1 protein-coding gene is annotated in these 544 nt (G+C 47.1%); it reads left to right on the top strand.

Annotation, left to right across the window (positions count from 1 at the left end; genetic code table 11):
• The coding region (locus C9I86_RS19945) for a hypothetical protein (protein ID WP_146142648.1) at positions 1-544 on the top strand (544 nt) is incomplete at both ends.

Below are 544 nucleotides of genomic sequence, written 5' to 3'. Positions count from 1 at the left end.
TGTCTTGCCAATATCAACATCAATGGTGAAGCGACCACATATAACGTTAACGGCAATGTCTTAACGGTGGTGGATACACAGTCACAACCCGTGATGGTGGTGACGATCGCTAATGACGGCACTTATACCGTTAAAGTGACTGGAGCTGTTGATCAAAACAGTGCCGATATTGCTGAGATTAAACTGGCTGTGACGGCAACCGATAAAGACGGTGATACCGCTCATGGTGAATTAAATATCACCATTAATGACGGCACTGATGCGGTTGGTGGTGAGAACATTGATATCACGCTGACAGAAGGTGATCGTGATGTTGATGGCAGCGGTACCAGCACTGGTGGCATCGATACCACGTACCCTGTGGAACAAAGCGGACAGTTAACACTGGTTGCGGGTGAAGATCGTCTTGACCCAAATACCGTTGCGATTGATGCAAGCCAACAAGCAGAGCTAATTAAAGAGCTTAACGCTGAACTGACATCTAGCGGTCACGCGTTGACGTTTATAGTTGATGCGAATGGTAACTTGGTTGGTAACCTTGCAG

It is taken from the genome of Photobacterium sp. NCIMB 13483 (assembly GCF_003025475.1).
GTDB lineage: Bacteria > Pseudomonadota > Gammaproteobacteria > Enterobacterales > Vibrionaceae > Photobacterium > Photobacterium piscicola.
The sequence above is the reverse complement of the archived record's forward strand: the minus strand, read 5'-3'. Positions and strand labels throughout refer to the sequence as shown.